A 16903-nucleotide genomic window follows, 5' to 3' on the forward strand; every position below is an offset into this window, starting at 1 on the left:
TGACCTGTGACGACATCCGGATCGACAGCCGACCCGGCCGAGTTCCGTGCCGCCGTGGAGGCGATGACCGCTGCGCGGGTTCGGCCCGAGATAGAGGTCGGTCCCATCCGCCCGCCGCAGCGTCTCGCTCCGTACAGCCACGCGGTGGGGGCCGAGGTTCTCCACCCGGACTCCGACGTAGTGGCCGAGCAGTCCGAAGGTGACGCTTTCGGCCGCCTGATCCTGTTGTTCGATCCGGACGGCGACGAGGCGTGGAACGGCACCATGCGGTTGGTGGCGTACATCCAGGCCGATCTCGACGAAGCCGTCGCCGCGGATCCACTACTTCCCGAAGTAGCCTGGAGTTGGCTGGTGGACGCTTTGGAGGCCGGACCGGAACCTTTTGTGGCCCTGGGCGGTACGGTCACAGCTACAACTTCCGTGCGGTACGGCGACATCGCCGGGCCTCCGCGAGCCCATCAACTGGAGTTGCGAGCGTCCTGGACTGCAACTTCGTCCGAATTGGCTCACCACGTCGAGGCTTTCTGCGAGGTTCTCGCGTACGCGGCGGGGCTTCCGCCTGCCGGGATAACCACGCTGTCGCGGCAGAACGACTGACTCTGTCACTCGTTTGAGCATTCCCCCGGAAAAATACTAGAACCTGTTCTAGAATGAGTCATGCAACGTCTCAGCGGACTCGACGCGACCTTCCTCTACTTGGAAACACCGACCCAGCTATTGCACGTTTGTGGACTTGTCCTGCTCGACCCCACGACCATCCCGGGCGGCTACGACTACCGGAAGCTGCTTCGCGAGTTGGACTCGCGAATGGCCACCATGCCGACCTTCCGGCGCAAACTCAAAGATTCCCGTCTCAATCTCGACTACCCCGTGTGGGTCGACGATCACGATTTCGACATCGAGCGGCACTGCCATCGGACCGCGGTACCTGCTCCCGGCACACACGCGGAACTGGCAGAGCTCGCCGGACACATCGCGAGCCAACCGCTGGATCGTTCCCGACCGCTGTGGGAGATGTGGGTCATCGAGGGACTTGCCGACGGACAGATCGCCGTCATGTCGAAGATCCATCACAGCGCTGCCGACGGTGTCACCGGCGCGAACATCCTGGCTCAGCTGTGCAGTCTCGAACCGGATTCACCGGCGCTCGTGGATCCCACAGCACAGGGTGCGGGCGACGCGGGAACGCTGGACATCGCCATCGGCGGACTCATGGCCGTCATCGCCCGACCCGCAAGAATTGCCCGTCTGGTCCCCGGCGGAATCGCCATGCTCCCGAAGTGGGTGACGCGTGCGCGAAAGGGTGAAGCGATGCCTGCTCCGTTCACCGCGCCGCGGACCTCGTTCAACGGCGCGATCACCGGTCACCGCAACGTCGCGTTCAGCCAACTCGATCTCGCGAAGGTCAAAGCCGTCAAGGACCGTCACGGCGTCAAGGTCAACGACGTGGTTCTCGCGCTCTGCGCCGGGGCACTGCGTAAGTATCTGGAGGACCGGGACGAGCTGCCGGAGGATTCCCTCGTCGCCATGGTGCCGGTGTCGGTCCACGGCAAATCCGATCGTCCGGGCACGAACCAGATCTCGGGCATGTTCACGCAACTCGGCACCCAGATCGCCGATCCGGTCGAACGCCTGCACGCGATCAGCGATTACAACGCCACCTCGAAGAACCACAACGAGGCTCTGGGCGCGAACATGCTCCAGGACTGGTCGCAGTTCGCTTCGCCGGCGGTGTTCGGCGCCGCCATGCGCGTGTACTCGTCGCTCAAACTCGCCGAGCGTCACCCCGTCGTGTCCAACCTGGTCGTGTCGAATGTGCCTGGACCGCCGGTCCCGCTCTACTTCCTCGGTGCCCAGATCAAGGGAATGTTCCCGCTCGGCCCGATCTTTCACGGAGCAGGTCTCAACGTGACGGTGATGTCTCTCGACGGAAAACTCGACGTCGGCATCGTCAGTTGCTCCGATCTGGCCCCCGAATTGGACCAGCTCGCGCAAGGTTTCGGAGCCGCACTCGACGAACTGTTCGACGCTGAGGTGACAACCCCGGCCCCGACTGCGACGTAGAGTCAGTGACCATGTCCGAAGTCACCGATGATGCAACCGAGCCCACCTCCGACGTAGTTCCGCTGCTCGTTCCGCGTGACGGAGTTCCGGACGTCATCACCACTGCCGCCGGTGTCGCCGACGCCGCGGCCGCGCTGGCCTCCGGCCACGGCCCGCTCGCCGTGGACGCCGAGCGCGCATCCGGATTCCGCTATTCGGCACGGGCGTACCTGATCCAGCTTCGACGCGAAGGAGCAGGATCGTTCCTGCTCGACCCGATTCCGACAGCGCAAGACCTGCAGCCGTTGGCCGAGGTGATCAACCCGTTGCAATGGGTGCTGCACTCTGCCGATCAGGATCTCCCCGGCCTCGCCGAACTGGGCCTGACGCCGGCCGAGCTGTTCGACACCGAACTGGCCGGACGACTGGCCGGGTTCGAGCGAGTCGGACTCGCCGCGATCGTGGAACGAACCCTGCGAGTGGAACTTCGCAAGGGTCACGGGGCTGCGGACTGGTCGACACGTCCGCTGCCGGACGCCTGGTTGAACTACGCCGCCCTCGACGTCGAAGTGCTTCTCGAACTGCGCGACGCAATGGAAGCCGAACTCGAATCCCAAGGCAAGCTCGAGTGGGCGAAGGAAGAGTTCGAGTACATCCGTCTGGCCGGCCCGCCCAAGCCCAAACCGGACCGCTGGCGTCGTACGTCGCACATCACCTCACTCAAGACCACCCGTCAGTTGGCGGCGGTACGGGCGCTGTGGCAAGCGCGCGAGGATCTCGCACGCAAGCGCGACGTGTCTCCGAGTCGGGTTCTTCCTGACTCCGCGATCATCGATGCCGCTCTCAAAGATCCTCGGTCGCTGGATGCGCTCCGCTCGCTTCCCGTCTTCGGCGGACCACGTCAACGCCGTTATTCGCGTATCTGGATGGACGCACTGGAAGCCGCGCGCAGGCTCCCCGACAGCGAGCTTCCGCCGAAAACCCCGCCCATCGTCGGGCCGCCCGCTGCCGGCCGCTGGGCCCGCCAGGATCCAGCGGCGGCTGATCGGTTGACCGCGGCGCGCGCAGCACTGTCGGACCTGAGCAAAGAGGTTTCGGTGCCCGTGGAGAATCTGCTCCAACCCGACCTGGTCAGGCGCCTGTGCTGGGACTGGAAACTGGAACCCGACTCGGACATCGCCGAAGTCGAGAGTGCGATCGAGACCAAGCTCACTTCCGGTGGCGCACGTGGCTGGCAACGCACTTTGACCGTTCCCGTCCTCGCCGAGGCACTGAACTCCGTGGTCCCGGCCGAGCCCGAAGTGGAAGAGCCGGAATCCTGACCTGACCCCGGTGTGAGGTTGGAGCAATTCGGCACGTTAAGTTACCGGTCAGTAATGGGCAGTAGTACGCTCGATACGAGGCCGGACGCCTGGCCGTGATCGCCGAACCAACGTCTCACCGCCCTTCGGTGCGGTGGGCAGCTCCATCAGGAGGAATTCGCGTGGCTCCATCCACAAACAACCAACGCAACGTCGTCTTCGTCGACGGCATTCGCACCCCGTTCGGCAAGGCCGGCCCGAAAGGCATGTACGCCGACACGCGCGCAGACGATCTCGTCGTCAAGGCGATTCGTGAGCTGCTTCGCCGCAACCCGCAGCTCGATCCCGCACGGATCGACGAAGTTGCCGTTGCAGCCACCACGCAGACCGGCGACCAGGGCCTGACCATCGGCCGCACCGCTGCGATCCTCGCCGGTCTCCCCGAAACCGTTCCAGGATTCGCCATCGACCGCATGTGTGCCGGCGCGATGACCGCCGTCACCACGACCGCGTCGGGCATCGGCTTCGGCCAGTACGACGTCGTGATCGCCGGTGGCGTCGAGCACATGGGTCACCACCCGATGGGTGAGGGCGCAGACCCCAACCCGCGTTTCCTCGCCGACCGCCTGGTCGACCCGAGCGCCCTCGTGATGGGTAACACCGCCGAGAACCTGCACGACCGGTTCCCGACCATCACCAAGGACCGCACGGACGCCTACGCCGTCAACAGCCAGAACAAGTACGACGCTGCCAAGAAGGCCGGCTTCATCGCCGACACCCTGGTCCCCGTCGCCACCCGCAGTTCCGCGGGCTGGGGTCTGGCCACCGAAGACGAGCCGCCGCGCCCCGGAACCACCGTCGAAGATCTCGCGAAGCTCAAGACGCCGTTCCGCCCGGCCGGACGCATCACCGCCGGTAACGCAGCCGGACTCAACGACGGTGCCACCGCAGCACTGCTCGCCGGTGAGGACACCGCAGCCGAGCTCGGCCTGCCGGTCGGCATGCGCATGGTGGGCTTCGCCTACCAGGGCGTCGACCCCGCCGTCATGGGCATCGGCCCGGTTCCCGCCACTGAGAAGCTGCTGGCACGCACCGGCCTCAAGATCGAGGACATCGGACTCTTCGAGATCAACGAGGCGTTCGCCGTTCAGGTCCTCGCGTTCCTCGAGCACTACGGAATCGCCGACGACGACCCGCGCGTCAACCAGTGGGGCGGCGCCATCGCGTGTGGCCACCCCCTCGCTTCCTCGGGCGTTCGCCTGATGACGCAGCTCTCCCGCCAGTTCGCGACGCGTCCCGACGTGCGCTACGGCTTGACCACCATGTGCATCGGCCTCGGCATGGGCGGCACCGTCATCTGGGAGAACCCGAACCACGCTGACTACCAGGCAGGAGTCAACTAAATGTCTGATATTGCAACAGCATTCGCCGACGAGGTCGTGACGAACGCCTACACGAGGATCATCTCGGTCCCCGGCATCGAGGGCCCGTTTGCACTGATCACCCTCGACAACGGCTTCGACCACACCAAGCCGTCGTCCTTCGGTCCCGGCGGACTCGCAGCATTCGACGCCGCCCTCGACGAAGCCTTTGCCGCCAACCCGGTTGCCATCGCCGTCACCGGCAAGCCCTTCATCTTCGCCGCCGGCGCGGACCTCAAGGGTGTTCCCGCGATCACATCTCGTGAGCAGGGACTCGAGCTGGGCCGCTTGGGCCACAAGGTGTTCCGACGCCTGCGTGAGTCGTCCGTTCCCACGTTCGCCTTCATCAACGGTGTCGCTCTGGGCGGCGGCCTCGAGGTCGGACTGCACAGCCACTACCGCACGGTTGCCGCCAATGCGGGCGCACTGGGTCTTCCGGAAGCATTCCTCGGTCTGGTCCCCGGTTGGGGCGGAACGCAGTTGCTCCCCAACCTCGTCGGCCCGTCGAACGCCGTCACCGTGGGTATCGAGAACTCGCTGAACCAGAACAAGGTGCTCTCCCCCAAGAAGGCACTCGAACTCGGCGTCGTCGACGTCGTTCTCGACTCTGCCGACTTCATCGAGCAGTCCCTCGCCTGGGCGTCGCAGGTCCTCGCCGGCACAGTGACCCCCGCTCGCCCCGAGATCGATCGTGGCCAGGGCTGGGACGACGCGATTGCTCGTGCGAAGGCGATCGTCGACGGCAAGACCAAGGGCAACGCTCCCGGCGCCGTCAAGGCCGTCGAGTTGCTCGAACTGGCTCGCAGCACCGACATCACCGATGCCGCCTCGCTCGACAAGGGCTTCGCGGCCGAGGACGAGGCTCTTGCCGATCTTCTGCTGACGGACGAGCTCCGGGCTGGTCTGTACGCCTTCGATCTGGTGAACAAGCGCGCCAAGCGTCCCGCCGGAGCACCCGACCGCTCGCTCGCTCGTAAGGTCAGCGGCGTCGGCATCGTCGGCGCCGGCCTCATGGCCAGCCAGCTCGCGCTGCTCTTCGTCCGCCAGCTCAAGGTGCCGGTCATCCTGACCGACATCGACCAGGAACGCATCGACAAGGGTGTCGGCTACGTCCACACCGAGATCGAGAAGCTCCAGGGCAAGGGACGCCTGTCCCCCGACGCTGCGAACCGCCTCAAGGCGCTCGTCTCCGGCTCCCTCGACAAGGCCGCGTTCGCCAAGACCGACTTCGTCATCGAAGCCGTCTTCGAGAACATGGACGTCAAGAAGAAGGTCTTCGCGGAACTCGAGCAGTTCATTGCTCCCGAAACCATCCTCGCCACCAACACCTCTTCGCTCTCCATCACGGAAATGGCGTCCGGCCTCGAGCATCCCGAGCGTGTGGTCGGCTTCCACTTCTTCAACCCGGTGGCCGTTCTTCCCCTCCTCGAGATCATCAAGGGCAGCAAGACCGATGATGCCACTCTCGCAACGGCTTTCGCCACCGCGAAGTCGCTGAAGAAGTCCGCCGTCCTCTGCGGCGACAAGGCCGGCTTCGTCTTCAACCGCCTCGTCACCCGCACCTTGGGTGAGGTCATGTCCGCCGTCGACGAAGGCACCCCCTTCGACGTCGCAGACAATGCCATCGCCGAACTCGGCATGCCCATGTCGCCGTTCACCTTGCTGGCCCTCGTCGGACCCGCAGTGGCACTGCACACCGGTGAGACCCTGCAGGAGTCGTACCCGGACCGGTTCAAGAGCTCACCCGGACTCGAAGCACTCGTCGAGGCCCGCAAACCCGGCGTGTGGACCTGGGGCGAGAACGGTCAGGCCGTCGACCCCGAGGTCGCCGCACTGTGGCCGCAGGGTGACAAGGTGTCAACTTCGGAAGAGGTCCTCGAGCGCACACGTCGTGCATTTGCCGAGGAAATTCAGATCATGCTCGACGAGGGCGTCGTAGCGGCAGCCGAGGACATCGACCTCTGCCTGCTGCTCGGCGGCGGATTCGGATTCTGGAACGGCGGCATCACGCCGTACCTGGACCGGACCGGTACCTCCGAGGCCGTCAACGGCAAGCGCTTCCTCGCGCCCGGTGTTGCCAGCGTCTGAGTCAGTCGATCGACCCGTCACGGACGGCGTGCCCTCGGGTACGCCGTCCGTGGCGTTTGCGCAGGTTCAGAATAGGGTTCCCACATCGTCTTTCACGATGTTCTCGAGCGCACGCTCCGCGACGGCGGCGATGGTCATCGACGGATTGCACGCAGCGGAGTTTCCCGGCAGCAGAGCGCCGTCGAGCACGTACAACCCCCGCTGGCCCAGAACCCGCCCATCAAGATCGCACACCGAGTTCATGCAGGCACCGCCGAGGGGATGCCACGTGGAGGGCAGTATCGCGTTCGTGTCGGTGAGCAGTCCTCCTGCCGCGATCCGGTGGGCGGCCGGCCCGATGTGGCCTTGCTGGATCGCCGAATCCCCGTCCTTCGGCCAACGGAGCACCGCCTCACCCCGCGCCGAGTCGTACACGAACCGACCTCGGTCGTCGCTCACACCGAATCCGACCATCACCGTGCTGTGAGCGTCGAACGCAACGGGCGGGAACGACGCCTGAATGACGGTGAACGCATTATGCGGGTCGTCCCAGTTCCGGCTGCCGTAGACGACCGGCCCGCCCTGCGTCGCGCCGAAATTCTCGGCGAGATCCGACCAGATGTAGATCCGATCGGCATTGGTCCCCCACCCTGCGCCGAGCTCGTCCGGCAGATCCGTGATCCGCCCCGTTGCCGCGGCGCGGACCAGGAGTTTGGTGGTGTTCATGCTGCCGGCAGCCATGACGAGCGCATCCGTCGTCAAGATCTTGTTCTCGAGAATCTTGCCGGAAATGTCGGTCCGGTCCACGTACACGCGCCACCGTCCGTCGGCAGCCCGCTCGACATCGGTGACCTGGTGCAGAGTCTCCACATTCACCAATCCGGTCGCTTCCGCAGCCGCAATGTAGGTGACATCCACCGAATGCTTGCCACCGTTGTTGACACCGAGCGCGCCGTCACCGTTGGTGTAAGACGGCTTCATCTCACCCCTCAGTTCGGCCAACGCGAAGTTCCAGTCGATCGGCATCGGAATCTTCGACACGGGTAGACCGGAACGCGTTGCGTTACGCGCGAATACACGTGCCGCCTCGTAGTTCGGGCTGGAAATCAGTTCGTCTGGTGCAGTTTCCACTTGCAGCATCCGTGCCACCCGCGGGTAATGGACGCGGCCCATTCGTGCGTAATCGAGCTCCTCCGGAAAGTGCGTGTTGAAGACCGCTTCTTCCGGTTGCAGCGTCATCCCTTGGTACACAAGCGATCCGCCGCCCACACCGGCTGCGCAGATCGCGGTCATGTTCTCACCGGTCACCGTCTCCAACAAACCCGCGTATGGCTCGAAGATCGCCGGCCTGCCGAACAGAGTCGGGTTGGACTGATGCCAGAGGATGCGCTTGTCCGGGCTGGCGGGGTGCGGGAAAGTTTCGGCATTCGGCCCGGTCTGCCACCGAATCCCTCTCTCCAGCAAAGTGACCGGAACCCCCGCCTCGGCCAGGCGAAGTGCCGTCACCCCGCCGCCGAACCCCGATCCGATAACCACGACACGGTGCACTTCACGTGTCAGCGGAATCCCTGTTGCAGCCCTGGCAGTGCGTGGCGCCATCATCGCGACTCCCACGGCGGCCGTACCGGCCAAGAACGATCTACGTTTCACTCCGGACATGACTGGTGCTCCCTCGAAGAATGTCGCCAGAGAATTCCGGGCACGCCAAAACTAGACACTCTGACGCTCGAGTGTCAAGGTTTTGGCGGAGCAGGCAAGGAACTACGAGGTCGACCGGATTGCGGGCCCGAGCCACCTCGAGAGAAAGGCCCGCAAGGAGTCGTCGGAATGTACGAGGTCACTGTCGAATGCAACAACCGAAAGCCCCAGTCGCACGGCAATTTCCACTATCTCATCCAACTCCGCCTCGGTGGCGAGGCCACGTTCGACCATAGGGGTGAGCATCTGACCAGCGAAAGGTATTGCTCGACTCATCATTTCGAGATCGAAGACAGGGTTTCCCCGCTCGGCGAGGAGCAGAGTCGCGAGCACCGGGTGAGCACGCACGGCAGTTCGCGCGGCAACGATGAATTCGACGACGTAATCACACGCCGTGTCGACCGACTCCACCTGTGCCGTGATCTCCCCGAGAACCTCGACAGCGAGACCGCCCATCGCCTGGGAGACGACCTCCTCACGTGTGCCGAAAATCGAGTACACCGTCTGGCGCGAGACACCGGCCGCGGTGGCAACTGCGGCAATGTTCACAGCCTCGAATCCGCCACCTTCGATCAGTCCGAGGGCGGCGCCGAGAATCTTCTGCTGTGATCGCACGAGGAAAGTATTGCCCACCGAAACGGTGCACTGAGAAACGCGGTCCAGATCCGACTCCCACCTGCATAAACGGCACAATCGGTTTCGTTTGGCTGCCGAAATTCAGTAGGTTAGGCTGCCCTTCATGAAAACTTCTGTTCGGGGCTTCACTGCCCTCGGTGCGGCTGCAATCGCGGTCACCGCACTTGTCTCGTGCTCCTCGGATTCAGGCACATCCACGCCATCCCAAGGTACGGGCGGATTCCCCGTCAGCATCGAGAACACCTTCGGCACCACGACCATCGACTCGAAGCCCGAGCGCCTCGTCACCCTCGGATGGAACGCGCAGGACATCCTGTACGCACTCGATCTGACTCCGGTCGGACAGCCCAAGTACACCTACGGCGCGGACGACAACGGCGTCATGCCCTGGGCGCAGGACTACTTCGACGCGGACAAGACAACGCTCTTCGACATGCCGGCCAGCGGAGAACCGCCGATCGAGTCCATCGCGTCGTTGACCCCCGACGTCATCCTCGCGCCGTACGAGGGCTTCGAGGAATCCGTCTACAACCAACTGAGCAAGATCGCACCGACGGCCGCCTACCCCGGCGCGGCCTGGCAGACATCCTGGCAGGACCAGACCCGCATCGTCGGCAAGGCAGTCGGCAAGAGCGAAGAGGCCGACAAGCTCGTCGACGGCCTCGACGCGACTCTCGCCGATACCGCCACAGCCCACCCGGAGTTCGCCGGAAAGACATTGGCAGTGGTCAACTTCGACACCGATTCGAGCAACATCAACGTCTATCTGCCCACTGATCCGCGGGTCCAGGTGCTGACCGAACTCGGGTTCGTCAACGCACCGGGCGTCGAGAAGCTAGCCGCGGACAATGCAGGTGGATCGTTCTTCAAGACGATCTCCTACGAGAACATCGCCGACATCGACGCCGATGTGATCGTCGGCTTCACCGACGGCTCCGGTGATCCGTCCGGCATACCCGCAGTCGGTGGACTCGGCGCGGTCAAGCGTGGATCCACCGCATTCCTCAGCGACACCCGGGTCATCGGCGGACTGAGCAACGTCAACGTCCTGAGCACGCCGTGGGTCCTCGGCCAGATCACACCGACGTTGAGCGAAGCCGCAAAGCGCGCCTCGGCCTAGAAACGAGATTTTCCCGACAACCCTCTCCGGCGTGATCCGTATCGAACGGCTCGCCGGAGAGGCGGGTGAGCCGGAAATTCATGGCGAAGGATCTCGAAGACTTCGCAGCAAAAGCCGAGCGTCTCTCGGGCGAGTAAAGCGCCCTCACCTGCACTTACCATATTGTTTGCATACTAACTGCAATCAATACGACATTACCGTGTCAAGCTGATTCTCTGCGGGAATGGACTCAGCTGGGTAACGGCGCGTGAGTCCCCGCCAAATCTGTCCCGGTGGGCGTAGCGTGCAGAGTGCTCGCGGATGGATCGGCGCATCGGGGTGTCGACCGTAGGGCCTTTGAGGGGGCAGGAATGGCATTCAGCGGAACCGCCTCCGGCGGAGGATCAGGCGCTACTCGCGCCGACGTCGGACATGCAGTGCTCTTCGCCGGCGCCGCCGCGCTCGGCGGTTTTCTGTTCGGATACGACACCGCCGTCATCAACGGGGCGGTCGGTGCGATCCGAGACAAGTACGACATCGGCGCCTCGGGCACCGGGCTCACGGTCTCACTGACTCTGCTCGGCGCAGCACTCGGCGCCTGGATCGCAGGCACACTCGCCGACCGACTCGGCCGCATCCGCGTCATGCAGATAGCCGCGGTGTTGTTCATCATCGGCGCCGTAGGCTCCGCAATTCCGTTCAGCGTCTACGACCTCACGTTCTGGCGCGTGGTCGGCGGCCTGGCAGTGGGTTTCGCGTCAGTCATCGCCCCGGCCTATATCGCGGAGATCTCCCCCGCCGCGATTCGCGGACGTCTCGGCTCGATGTACCAACTGGCGATCGTTCTCGGAATCGCCGTGTCGCAGTTGGTCAATTACGCCCTCCAGGCCGCGGCCGGTGGTGATCGCAATCAGATCGCAGGCCTCGAAGCCTGGCAGTGGATGCTGATGCTCGAGGCGGTTCCCGCAGTCCTGTACCTGATCATGACAACCACGATTCCCGAATCTCCACGGTTCCTCGTGGCGCAGGGCAAGGACGATCGTGCTCGCAAGATCATCTCCGATCTCGAAGGTGGAGATCACGACGCCGTCACCGAACGCATGAACGAGATCCGCGAATCTCTGACGGAGAAGCAAGCCAAGACCACAGTCCGCCAACTCTTCTCGAAGCGGCTCGGGGTCTCCCATCTGGTGTGGGTCGGTATTGCACTCGCCGCATTGCAGCAGTTGGTCGGTATCAACGTGATCTTCTACTACTCGAGCACCCTCTGGCAGGCGGTCGGATTCGGCGCCGACCGATCCCTGCTGATCAGCGTCGTGAGCGCCTTGGTCAACATCGTCGGTACATTTGTCGCCATCGCCGTCATCGACCGGGTCGGTCGAAAGCCGCTGTTGTTGGTCGGTTCCGCCGGTATGGCCATCTCACTGGGCACCGCGGCGTTCTGTTTCCATTCGGCAACAGTGACCAAGAACGAGATCGGCGAATCTGTGGCCACGCTGACCGGAGCGAACGCGACTATCGCACTTATCGGTGCGAACGCATTCGTATTCTTCTTCGCTCTGTCCTGGGGCCCGGTGGTCTGGGTGTTGATCTCCGAGATGTTCCCCAACCGCGTGCGTGCTGCAGCAGTAGGAATTGCGACCGCCACCAACTGGGTCGCGAACTTCCTGGTCTCCTGGACGTTCCCGGCACTGGCCGATTGGAATCTGTCGTACACCTACGCCGGCTACGCCGTCATGGCAGTGTTGTCGCTGTTCGTCGTCCTGAGGTTCGTGAAGGAAACGCGAGGCAGCACACTCGAATCCGTCCAGTAGCGAGCTCTCACGATTTCACCGAAAGCGGTGGCCCTCGGATTGATCCGTGAGCCACCGCTTTTCGAGATCGTAGTGAAGATTATCGTGAGACGAGCTGTCAGCCTTGCGCGACTTCACCTTGAGCCGACGCCGAGGACGCGTCTTCCTGGACGTGGACGCCGACGCTGCCCATCCCCGCCACCCAGCCGGTGATCTTGCGGGAGAGGTCCTGAGCCGTGAGTCCGAGTTCCTTGTGGATGGCCTCGCGGCTGGCGTGATCGAGGAACTGCTGGGGAACGCCCATGTCGCGGCACGACGTGTGCACTCCGGCTGCCCGCATCGCGGCCGAGACCGTCGAACCGATGCCGCCGTGCAGACCACCGTCTTCGATGGTGACCACGAGGGCGTACTTGTCCGCCATCTTCACCAGCGAATCCGCGACCGGCAGAACCCACCGCGGATCGACGACGGCAACCGAGATGCCCTGCTTGTCGAGCCGCTCGGCAATCTCGAGTGCCAGGGATGCAAACGGGCCCACCGCGACGAGGAGCACGTCGCCGCGCTCACCCTCGCTGGACTTGAGAACGTCGACCATTCCGTCGAGTCGCTTCACGGCCGGAATCGCTTCGGGTACAGCGCCCTTCGGGAAACGAACGACGGTTGGGCCGTCGTCGACGAGAAGTGCCTCGTCCAGCTCTTCCCGCAGTGTGTCGGCGTCACGCGGTGCCGCGACGCGGATTCCGGGGATGATTCCGAGCAGCGAAAGATCCCAGACCCCGTTATGGCTGGCACCGTCGACTCCGGTGACCCCGGCGCGGTCGAGCACGACTGTCACCGGTTGCTTGAGTAGAGCGACGTCCATCAACAACTGGTCGAAAGCCCGATTGAGGAAGGTCGAGTAGATAGCAACGACGGGGTGAAGTCCGCCCAGTGCAAGACCGGCGGCCGAGGTCATCGCATGCTGCTCGGCGATACCGACGTCGAAGATCCGATCGGGGAACTTCTCACCGAAGGCCGCGAGGCCGGTGGGCCCGGCCATCGCCGCGGTGATGGCGACGATGTCCTCACGACGCGAAGCCTGCTCGATCAACGCGGCCGAGAAGACCGACGTCCAGTCCGGCGCGGACGACTTGGTGCCGCGACCGGTGACGGGATCGATGACACCGGTGGCATGCATCTGGTCGGCCACGTCGTTCTCGGCGTGTGCGTAACCGTTGCCCTTACGAGTGACGGCATGCACGATGACCGGTCCGCCGTAGGCCTTCGCCCGGCGCAATGCCGATTCCATGGCGGCTTCGTCGTGTCCGTCCACCGGTCCGAGGTATTTGATACCGAGATCGGTGAACATGACCTGAGGGCTGACCGCGTCTTTGAGACCCGCCTTCATTCCGTGCAGGACGGAGTACGCGGTGCGCCCCACCCAGGGCAGTCTCTTGACCATGCGTCGGCCACTGTCGAGGGCGCGCTCGTAACTCGGCGCAGTGCGCAGTGCCGAGAGATGGTCGGCGAGTCCGCCGATGGTCGGTGCGTACGAGCGACCGTTGTCGTTGACGACGATCACCACCGAACGGTCCTTGCCTGCCGCGATGTTGTTGAGAGCTTCCCAACACATTCCGCCGGTCAGCGCGCCGTCACCGACGACGGCAACTACGTGGCGATTCTGACCCGTCAGCGCGAAGGCCTTCGCGAGGCCGTCGGCATAGGACAACGCGGCGGAAGCGTGAGAAGACTCGACCCAGTCGTGTTCGCTCTCGGCGCGGCACGGATACCCGGACAGTCCACCCTGCTTACGCAGAGTGTCGAACTGATCCTGACGACCGGTGAGGATCTTGTGTACATAGGCCTGATGGCCCGTGTCGAAGATGATCGCGTCCTGCGGCGAGTCGAAAATTCGGTGCAGTGCGAGGGTCAACTCCACGACGCCCAAGTTGGGCCCGAGGTGACCACCGGTCGCAGCGACCTTCAGCACGAGGAACTCACGAATCTCGTCGGCCAACTCCGTCATCTCGGCGTGGCTCAACTGACGTAGATCGTCAGGACCCTGAATGCGGGCAAGAACACCCAACGAGATCGCTCCCTCCGTGCTTCACAGCTGCACCGGTGCGCGCCGCGGCTGTCTTCGCGACAGTGCTGCCAGTCTACGGAGCGTTCCGGCGAACCGACACGCGGACTCGGCCCGATTCCGGTGTGACTTCGCGTAACAGCGAAATCCCGCGGATCGCTCGTGATCGCAATCACAGACAAATGGGATCCGTCGCGATCGACTCGGCAACTCTTCTTCCACAAAACGACCGCCATGTCAGCTTAAGGTCGACGTATGGGAACTGTGGTCGACGACCTGATAACGCGAGTGTTCGACGAAGTCCGATCACTCGACGAAGGCGAGTTGGCCGACTACATCCCCGAACTCGCGGCGGTCGCCCCCGATTCGTTCGGAATCTGCATCGCCACCGTAGACGGTTACGTCTACGAGATCGGTGACTCGCGAATCCCGTTCACCATTCAGTCGATCTCGAAGCCCTTCACCTACGCCTTGGCTCTCGCCGATCGAGGAAGCGAGGCGGTTGCCGCGAAAATCGACGTCGAACCATCCGGCGAGCCGTTCAACGAAATCAGCCTCGACCCGCTCACCGAACGGCCACGAAACCCCATGATCAATGCCGGGGCTATCACCGCTGCATCACTGGTTGCCGGACCGAATCCCGAGGCCCGCTTCGAGCGCATCCGCTCGGCGTACTCGCGATACGCAGGCCGCGAGCTGACCTTCAACGAAGCCGTCTACACCTCCGAGGCCCGCACCGGTCACCGCAACCGTGCGATCGGCCACATGCTGCGATCCTTCGACGTCATCACCGGCAATCCCGACGAGGCCGTCGACCTGTATTTCCGTCAATGCTCGATCGACGTGACCTGCCGCGACCTGAGTCTGATGGCTGCGACGATGGCGAACAACGGTGTCAATCCGCTCACCCACGAGCGCGCGCTGGCACCCGCAGGCGTCGAACAGGTCCTCAGCGTCATGGCTACGTGCGGAATGTACGACGGCGCCGGCAAGTGGCTGGTAGAGGTCGGATTGCCGGCCAAGAGCGGTGTCGGCGGCGGAGTGCTGGCGGTTCTGCCGGGCCAGATCGGCATCGCCGTGTACTCCCCCAGGCTCGACGTTCACGGCAACAGTGTTCGCGGAGTTGCTTCTGCCCGGGCACTGTCGAAGGAACTCGAACTGCACTTCCTCCACGTGACGCGGGCGTCACGCTCGTCGATCCGGGCCAGATACAGCGTCATCGAAGCACCGTCGCGAGTACGACGCACCCCGACCGAACAAGCCGTGCTCGACGACGTCGGCAAGCGCAGCCGGGTCTACGAACTGCACGGCGATCTCCTCTTCACCGGTGCCGAATCGGCGGTCCGCGAAATCGGCTCGGTGGACGAGGGCCTCGAAGTTGTCGTCATCGACGTCCGCCGCGTCGACGACGCCAGCGACGTCGCGGTACGCATGATCACTGCGCTGCAGGTTCAGCTGGCCGCGCAGGCTTGTGCTGTGGCCGTCGTCGATCCGCAAGGACTGCTGGGACAACGAAGTTCGAGCATCGACCCCGCCAGAAGAAGTGGTCGGGTTTTTGCGGATCTCGATTCCGCCATGCAGTGGTGCGAAGACACGCTGCTTGCGGTGCATTGTGAGGCCGATCGGCAGGCGTCGACGATCTCGATCGAGGACCACCCAGTTCTCGATGCTCTGTCCGCGGCGCAGATCGAGGGATTCTCCGCAGAACTGGAGACGCGAACCTATGCCCGCGGCGAGAAGATCGCCCGCCGAGGCGAAGCGGCCTCGGGGTTCTATCTGATTCTCAGTGGCCAGGTCAGCACCATGTTCACCGACGCGCACGGGGTCGAGCACCGCATCACGACGCTCTCCGCCGGAATGACGTTCGGCGAGATGACGATGTTCCTCGACACTCCGTTCCTCAACGACATCCGCGCCGATTCCACGGTCACCGTGGCCGTGCTGACTCCGGAGCGATATGCAGAACTGACCGCACAGGCACCCGAGTTGAAACTTGCGCTTCTCGAACGACTGGCTGCGGGCGCCTACGAGCAATTGGACCTGATGTTGCGGAGTGTCATATCCGCCGGACGAATCGGATAGGAACCACACGTGCCCACCACCGCCTTCACCTCGGATCCGTCCACTGTCACGGTAACCGGAACCGCCACTGCAACAGCTGTTCCCGACATCGTGCGATTGACGATCGGAGTATCGGTGACACAGACGGCCGTTTCCGACGCGTTCGACGCCGTCGCGCGTCTGTCCACTGCCCTGACCGAGACCCTGCACGCGCGCGGTGTGCGCGGAGCGGACCTCACCACCGCCGGGCTGAGCGTCCATCCGCAGACTCACTGGAGCGACGGAGGCCGCCAGGAGACAACAGGATTCACGGCATCGACAACTTTCCGAGTCGTACTGCGAGAGCTGGAGCCGGAAGCGGCGAACTCCCCCGCTGCCGTCATCGCGGCATGTGTATCGGTGGGTGGCGACGCGATTCGGCTCGACGGACTGGAGTTCGATCTCGACGACCGCAGCGATCTGGCGACAAGAGCACGCGAATTGGCCTGGACGGCAGCCGAATCGAAGGCCAGACAGTTCGCAGGCCTGGCAGACAAAGATCTGGTCGAAGTCCTCGAGGTGCTCGAGGACTTCGACCAGATCGTGCCGATGCGCGGACGTGTCGCGGCGATGAAAGCGGATTCGGCCCCGATAGCCGTCGAACGCGGAGAGATCGAAGAATCGATCTCGGTCCGCGTTCGATGGGCTATGGCGTGACAACAGTAGTTCAGAAGACGCTGCCG

The 16903-nt window shown here is 63.9% G+C and carries 12 protein-coding genes; 9 read left to right on the top strand and 3 right to left on the bottom strand.

Annotated features, from left to right (window positions below; translation table 11 throughout):
• Positions 1-6 precede the first annotated feature (6 nt).
• From PCS43_RS01960 to PCS43_RS01980, 5 genes are all read left to right on the top strand, one after another.
• The gene (locus PCS43_RS01960) at positions 7-597 is read left to right on the top strand and encodes a DUF3000 domain-containing protein (protein ID WP_003942604.1); all 591 of its coding nucleotides are present in this window, start codon (positions 7-9) and stop codon (positions 595-597) included.
• Between the two features lie 60 nt (positions 598-657).
• A complete protein-coding gene (locus tag PCS43_RS01965; protein ID WP_003942594.1) occupies positions 658-2064 on the top strand; it encodes a WS/DGAT/MGAT family O-acyltransferase in 1407 nt (468 codons plus the stop codon).
• An 11-nt stretch (positions 2065-2075) separates the two neighbouring features.
• Entirely contained in the window at positions 2076-3365 is a 1290-nt protein-coding gene (locus PCS43_RS01970; protein ID WP_007732879.1) for an HRDC domain-containing protein, read from the top strand.
• Between the two features lie 161 nt (positions 3366-3526).
• The gene (locus tag PCS43_RS01975; RefSeq protein ID WP_003942598.1) at positions 3527-4747 is read left to right on the top strand and encodes a thiolase family protein; all 1221 of its coding nucleotides are present in this window, start codon (positions 3527-3529) and stop codon (positions 4745-4747) included.
• Positions 4748-6853: a 3-hydroxyacyl-CoA dehydrogenase NAD-binding domain-containing protein gene (locus PCS43_RS01980; RefSeq protein ID WP_209908465.1), complete on the top strand. Its 2106-nt coding sequence runs from the start codon at positions 4748-4750 to the stop codon at positions 6851-6853.
• 66 nt (positions 6854-6919) lie between these two features.
• Here PCS43_RS01980 and PCS43_RS01985 read toward each other — a convergent pair whose 3' ends face one another.
• Together PCS43_RS01985 and PCS43_RS01990 are read right to left on the bottom strand one after the other, a co-directional pair.
• Positions 6920-8491 (bottom strand): GMC oxidoreductase, encoded by a 1572-nt coding sequence (locus tag PCS43_RS01985; protein ID WP_209908439.1) that lies wholly within the window; start codon positions 8489-8491, stop codon positions 6920-6922.
• A 102-nt stretch (positions 8492-8593) separates the two neighbouring features.
• Positions 8594-9145 (bottom strand): TetR/AcrR family transcriptional regulator, encoded by a 552-nt coding sequence (locus PCS43_RS01990; protein WP_003942617.1) that lies wholly within the window; start codon positions 9143-9145, stop codon positions 8594-8596.
• Between the two features lie 124 nt (positions 9146-9269).
• On the opposite strand from PCS43_RS01990, the gene PCS43_RS01995 reads away from it, so the two are divergent.
• Entirely contained in the window at positions 9270-10286 is a 1017-nt protein-coding gene (locus tag PCS43_RS01995) for an iron-siderophore ABC transporter substrate-binding protein (RefSeq protein WP_054828247.1), read from the top strand.
• A 350-nt stretch (positions 10287-10636) separates the two neighbouring features.
• Positions 10637-12079 carry a sugar porter family MFS transporter gene (locus PCS43_RS02000; RefSeq protein ID WP_007732869.1) on the top strand — a complete coding sequence of 481 codons (1443 nt, stop codon included), beginning with the start codon at positions 10637-10639 and terminating at the stop codon, positions 12077-12079.
• A gap of 97 nt (positions 12080-12176) precedes the next feature.
• Here PCS43_RS02000 and dxs read toward each other — a convergent pair whose 3' ends face one another.
• The gene (dxs, locus tag PCS43_RS02005; protein WP_007732868.1) at positions 12177-14123 is read right to left on the bottom strand and encodes a 1-deoxy-D-xylulose-5-phosphate synthase; all 1947 of its coding nucleotides are present in this window, start codon (positions 14121-14123) and stop codon (positions 12177-12179) included.
• 252 nt (positions 14124-14375) lie between these two features.
• Between dxs and glsA the strand changes: the two genes are divergently transcribed.
• The gene (gene glsA, locus PCS43_RS02010) at positions 14376-16202 is read left to right on the top strand and encodes a glutaminase A (protein WP_125051007.1); all 1827 of its coding nucleotides are present in this window, start codon (positions 14376-14378) and stop codon (positions 16200-16202) included.
• Positions 16203-16211: 9 nt separating this feature from the next.
• On the top strand, positions 16212-16877 hold the full coding sequence (locus tag PCS43_RS02015) for an SIMPL domain-containing protein (RefSeq protein ID WP_209908437.1): 666 nt from the start codon (positions 16212-16214) through the stop codon (positions 16875-16877).
• The last annotated feature ends 26 nt before the right edge of the window (positions 16878-16903 follow it).

Source organism: Rhodococcus sp. C-2 (assembly GCF_027854095.1).
GTDB lineage: Bacteria > Actinomycetota > Actinomycetes > Mycobacteriales > Mycobacteriaceae > Rhodococcus_F > Rhodococcus_F qingshengii.

Coding starts and splice junctions, on each gene's coding strand:
- PCS43_RS01970 (WP_007732879.1), top strand. CDS start 2,076: ATGTCCGAAGTCACCGATGATGCAACCGAGCCCACCTCCGACGTAGTT.
- PCS43_RS02000 (WP_007732869.1), top strand. CDS start 10,637: ATGGCATTCAGCGGAACCGCCTCCGGCGGAGGATCAGGCGCTACTCGC.
- PCS43_RS01985 (WP_209908439.1), bottom strand. CDS start 8,491: ATGTCCGGAGTGAAACGTAGATCGTTCTTGGCCGGTACGGCCGCCGTG.
- glsA (WP_125051007.1), top strand. CDS start 14,376: ATGGGAACTGTGGTCGACGACCTGATAACGCGAGTGTTCGACGAAGTC.
- PCS43_RS01965 (WP_003942594.1), top strand. CDS start 658: ATGCAACGTCTCAGCGGACTCGACGCGACCTTCCTCTACTTGGAAACA.
- PCS43_RS01980 (WP_209908465.1), top strand. CDS start 4,748: ATGTCTGATATTGCAACAGCATTCGCCGACGAGGTCGTGACGAACGCC.
- PCS43_RS01995 (WP_054828247.1), top strand. CDS start 9,270: ATGAAAACTTCTGTTCGGGGCTTCACTGCCCTCGGTGCGGCTGCAATC.